Annotated in this window: 5 protein-coding genes; 2 read left to right on the top strand and 3 right to left on the bottom strand. The window is 38.6% G+C overall.

The features are described 5' to 3' along the window. Window positions 1-27: 27 nt before the first annotated feature. Window positions 28-1,272: a bifunctional phosphopantothenoylcysteine decarboxylase/phosphopantothenate--cysteine ligase CoaBC gene (coaBC, locus tag ABZC96_RS08285; protein WP_373030394.1), complete on the bottom strand. Its 1,245-nt coding sequence runs from the start codon at window positions 1,270-1,272 to the stop codon at window positions 28-30. 1 nt (window position 1,273) lies between these two features. After that, window positions 1,274-2,566, bottom strand: a complete 1,293-nt coding sequence (gene glmU, locus ABZC96_RS08280; protein ID WP_373030392.1) for a bifunctional UDP-N-acetylglucosamine diphosphorylase/glucosamine-1-phosphate N-acetyltransferase GlmU — start codon at window positions 2,564-2,566, stop codon at window positions 1,274-1,276. Between the two features lie 74 nt (window positions 2,567-2,640). Between glmU and trmA the strand changes: the two genes are divergently transcribed. Beyond that, entirely contained in the window at window positions 2,641-3,756 is a 1,116-nt protein-coding gene (trmA, locus tag ABZC96_RS08275) for a tRNA (uridine(54)-C5)-methyltransferase TrmA (protein WP_373030391.1), read from the top strand. A gap of 120 nt (window positions 3,757-3,876) precedes the next feature. Here trmA and ABZC96_RS08270 read toward each other — a convergent pair whose 3' ends face one another. After that, entirely contained in the window at window positions 3,877-4,308 is a 432-nt protein-coding gene (locus ABZC96_RS08270) for a CoA-binding protein (RefSeq protein WP_373030390.1), read from the bottom strand. 53 nt (window positions 4,309-4,361) lie between these two features. Between ABZC96_RS08270 and ABZC96_RS08265 the strand changes: the two genes are divergently transcribed. Next, on the top strand, window positions 4,362-4,617 hold a 256-nt coding region (locus ABZC96_RS08265), incomplete at its 3' end, for a pyridoxal-phosphate dependent enzyme (RefSeq protein WP_373030389.1).

Raw genomic sequence — 4,617 nt, 5'->3', positions numbered from 1 at the left:
ATAATAGCGAGATGTTTTAAAATATGTTTAGACATTTATTTCTTCTTTATGGATGAGTTTTTTGGATTCATCCAATATCTTACCGGAGAGAGTGAGTTTATCTGCACGTCCTAAAGCAATTTGTGTATCTTTAGTAATAAATGTAATTTCATTTTCATTACCACCAAAACTTTTGGCATCCTTTAAAAGGTTGTAACATACAGCATCTACTTCCTTTTTATCTAAGAGGGAAACGGCATTATTTAATCCCTCTTTTGTATCCATTTCTGCTTTAAAACCCACTGTCTTTATAGCACTTTTGTCTATAGTTGCAAGTACATCGGTTGTCTGTTTGAGTTCAATATTCCATGTATTACCAAGCATTGATTTTTTAAGTTTACCGCTTTGTGGGGATTTTGGTGTAAAGTCTGCAATAGCTGCTACCATAAATAAATAGGGCATTTTAAGAGTTTGGTTATCTGTTGTTACTTTTTTAATGGATGTTTGAGTGGCATCTAAAATATCTTGGGCATCATGTGTTTCTATGGTGGTAATAGCTGATGGCAGGTCATCAAACCCCATAGTAGAAATATAGGATACATCTGCTCCTCTCAAATAGAGTGCAACACAGAGTGACTTTGCCATTTTCCCAGATGAAAAGTTCGATATATAGCGTACTTCATCTAGTTTCTCTCGTGTTCCACCACCTGTTACAATTACAGGTCTGTTTTCCCAGAATGGATCTCTATATAATGCTTTTGCAACTTCAAAAAAGATTTCTGTTGGTTCTGCCAGTGCACCACTTCCAACATCTCCGCAGGCGAGGAGTTTATCTTGTGGGTTAATAATGTCATAGTTATTGTTTTGTAAAAATGTAATGGCATTACAGGTAGCAGTTTTTGCAAGCATCTCCGTATTGGCTGCAGGAGCAATGAGGATCTTATCTTTAAATGCCAATGCAGTTTGGGTTAAAATATTATCAGCAATACCTTGCGCAATTTTGTTAATGGTATTGGCAGTTGCAGGAGCAATGATAAAAATATCACACTTTTTACCTAGCTCTATATGATTTAACTCACTAGCCCAAGATTCGCTCTCTTCAGTTAAAACAGGATTACGTGTAAGGGCTTCAAAAGTCAGTGAGGATACAAAGCGTTGTGCTGAAGGACTCATGACTACATGTACAGAAGCACCAGCTTTTACAAATAGACGCGCCAGGTCACATGCCTTATAGGCAGAGATACTTCCTGTCACACCTAACAGTACAGATTTACCTGTTAAATCAATTTGCATACTATTTATCTCCAAAAAATTTATAAAAGAAGTTTTTGATCGTTTTCATAGGTGCTCTTGAGATGGCAAGCTCACCTTGTGCTACATTTTTGTTTATGGTACTTCCTGCTGCTATAATAACATCATCTTCTATGGTAACAGGTGCAACCAGTTGTGTATCTGACCCTACAAATACATTTTTACCTATTTTTGTTTGGTATTTATTCTTACCATCGTAATTACAAGTGATGACCCCTGCACCAATGTTAGAACCTTCATCAATACTAGCATCACCGATATAAGCCAGATGACCCGCTTTTACACCAGTAAGCGTAGACTTTTTCACTTCAACAAAATTACCGATATGTGTGTTGATAAGCTTCGTATTTGGTCTGATCCTACCCATTGGTCCTACATCGGAATTTTCAACATGTGCATCTTCAATGACAGAGTGCGTTTTAATGTGTGAAGCGATGATATGTGAAGCACCCTGGATACTTACACCATTTTCCAACATGCATTCACCTTCAAAGGTGGCTCGTGAGTCGATGTAAATGGTCTCTGGTAAACGCATAGAGACACCTGCTTTCATCCACTCTGTTTTGATGCGTCTTTGAAGTATCTCTTCTGCATGTGCAAGGTCAAGTTTGGAATTCACACCTTTAAATTCTTCTTCTTCGACAAGGACAGGGTGTACAATTTTACCTTCATCTACAGCCATTTTAATGATATCTGTAAGGTAGTACTCTTTTTGCGCATTTTCGTTACTTAGAGCAGGGATGTAACTCTCTAGTAACTCTTTTTTGACACAGTAGACACCTGCATTCACAGTTTGTATCTCTTTTTGTGCAGGAATGCAGTCTTTTTCCTCTACGATCTCGACTACATTACCTTGGCTGATGACGACACGGCCATAACCAGAAGGGTTGTCCAGTTTGATCACAGACATGTTTATGTCAGCATCTCCCTGCATCAGTGACTCAAGTGCAGACATAGTAACCAGCGGCATATCACCATTGAGTATTAATGCTTTAGAGTGTGCGACCTCTACACCTTTCATAGCCCCGCCTGTACCTGGAAACTGTACCGCATCTTGCATATGAAAATGTATGCCGCTGTAGTGTGCTTCTATCTCTTCTTGTATACGTGCTGCTTGATGGTAGAGTACGACAGTGATATCATCAGAAATTTTCTGTGCTGCATCTATGGCATGGAAGAGCATAGACTTTCCGGAGATTTCATGAAGCACCTTTGGCGTAGTAGACTTCATTCTTGTACCTTGACCTGCAGCGAGTATGACAACACTTATAGACATTTTGGACCTTTTGGGTAAAATTACACATATTTTATTATTGTGATTATATCCAATGCAAATTAAAGGTATGAAATTTGAACTGTAAACATTTTGGAAGTTGTGGGTCTTGTGGACTCTATGAGATAGGGTATGAGGAGCAGTTAAAGCAAAAACAGCAGAGGGTTTCTGGACTCTTGGCTCCTTTTTATCAGGGAGAATTAGAAGTATTTGATTCTCCTACAGATCATTACCGAGCTAGAGCAGAGTTTCGCATTTGGCATGAGGGTGATAGATGTGATTATGCTATGGGGAACATCGAAAAAAAAGGTGCTATCAACATAGAAGAATGTCCTAAAGTCATAGAACCTATAGAAAAACGTATGTGGAAGTTACTGGAAAAGATCAATGTATCTACAGAAGTGTTAAAGCATCGCCTTTTTGCAGTGGAGTTTCTGGCAACTACGACAGATGAATGTCTTATCACCATGCTATACCATAGAAAACTGGATGATGTGTGGAGTGCTGAGGCAAAACAGATTGAAGCTGAACTGAACTGTAAGATCATGGGACGAAGCCGTAAACAAAAAGTGATCCTTTCAGATGAATTTGTCATTGAAAAGTTGGATATCGATGGAAAAACATTTACCTATGTTCAGTATGAAAGCGGTTTTACACAGCCAAATCCTACAGTCAATATAAAAATGATAGAGTGGGCCATTAAGCAGGCTAAAACAGTAGGCTATGGGGATTTTTTAGAGAGTTACTGTGGACTGGGTAATTTTACACTGCCTCTTTCACATTATTTTGATAAGGTTTTGGCTACAGAGATCAGTAAACGCTCCATTCATGCAGCACTTGAGAACTGTGCGCTCAATCATGTCGAGAATATTACTTTTGCAAGATTGGCATCTGAAGAGATGACTGAAGCCTTGAATGGTACAAGAGAATTTTCCAGACTCAAAGAGATTGAGCTGGAAAGTTATAATTTCAGTACGGTACTGGTAGACCCGCCAAGAGCAGGATTGGATGAGGGGACCATAGAACTCATTTCAAATATAGAGAATATTATTTATATTTCATGCAACCCTGAGACACTTGCAAGAGATTTGGAAACACTGGTACAAACGCATGAGGTGATAGATGCAGCAATGTATGATCAGTTTCCTCATACCGCACATGTAGAGAGTGGTGTTTTTCTTCGTAAAAAGTAGTTTTATTGGATGATAGACCCTTCTTTTGAAGCAGAGAGGTCACTTTCAATATAGAGTAAGAGATATTTTAAACTGAAATAAACTCTGTACAGTCATACTGAAGACAGAGTAAAATCAGTGTTATGCCATCAATGCCATATGCTCAAGTTTGCTACAGTAGTTCTGTACTACCTTCATACCTGCATCTTTAGCCTTTTGTGCGGCAGCGTTGTTGACCAGTCCAAGTTGTCCCCAAAATACTTTGATATCACCTCTTTTGATACACGCATCAGCGATAGCATCAAACGCATTAGGTTTTCTAAAGATATTGACCATGTCGACCTCAAAAGGGATCTCTTCGAGTGAACGGTAGACCTTTTCTCCCAGGATCTCCTCTTCTTTAGGATAGACAGGGACTATTTTATATCCTGCATTTTGAAGATATCTTGCGACCATGTTGCTTGCTTTGCTCTCATCAGAGGAGAGACCAAGTATAGCAATTGTTTTGACACTTTCAAATATTTCTTTCATCTCTTCAGGGTTAGAGTTAACCAATGGCATTTCACATTCCATGCTTTATCCTTAATTTTGATATACTTCTTGCAATATAATATCTAGGAAAGATAATGTTAGACTTAAAAAGTATAGAAAAAGCGTACGATAGAGTATCCCATGTAGTACATAGGACACCCTACTCTTATGCACCTATTTTAAGCCAATTGAGTGGCTATGAAGTGTATCTGAAAAAAGAAAATTTACAGCGTACAGGAGCATTTAAACTCAGAGGGGCTTTTAATAAAATTGCTTCTCTTATAGAAGCGGGTGACAGAGGTGGTGTTGTCGCTGCATCTGCGGGTAATCATGCACAGGGTGTGGCTTTTT

Source organism: Sulfurovum sp. (assembly GCF_041551015.1).
In the GTDB taxonomy this organism is placed as follows: Bacteria; Campylobacterota; Campylobacteria; order Campylobacterales; family Sulfurovaceae; genus Sulfurovum.
Note: the sequence above shows the minus strand (reverse complement) of the source record. Positions and strands in the feature narration are given on the sequence as shown.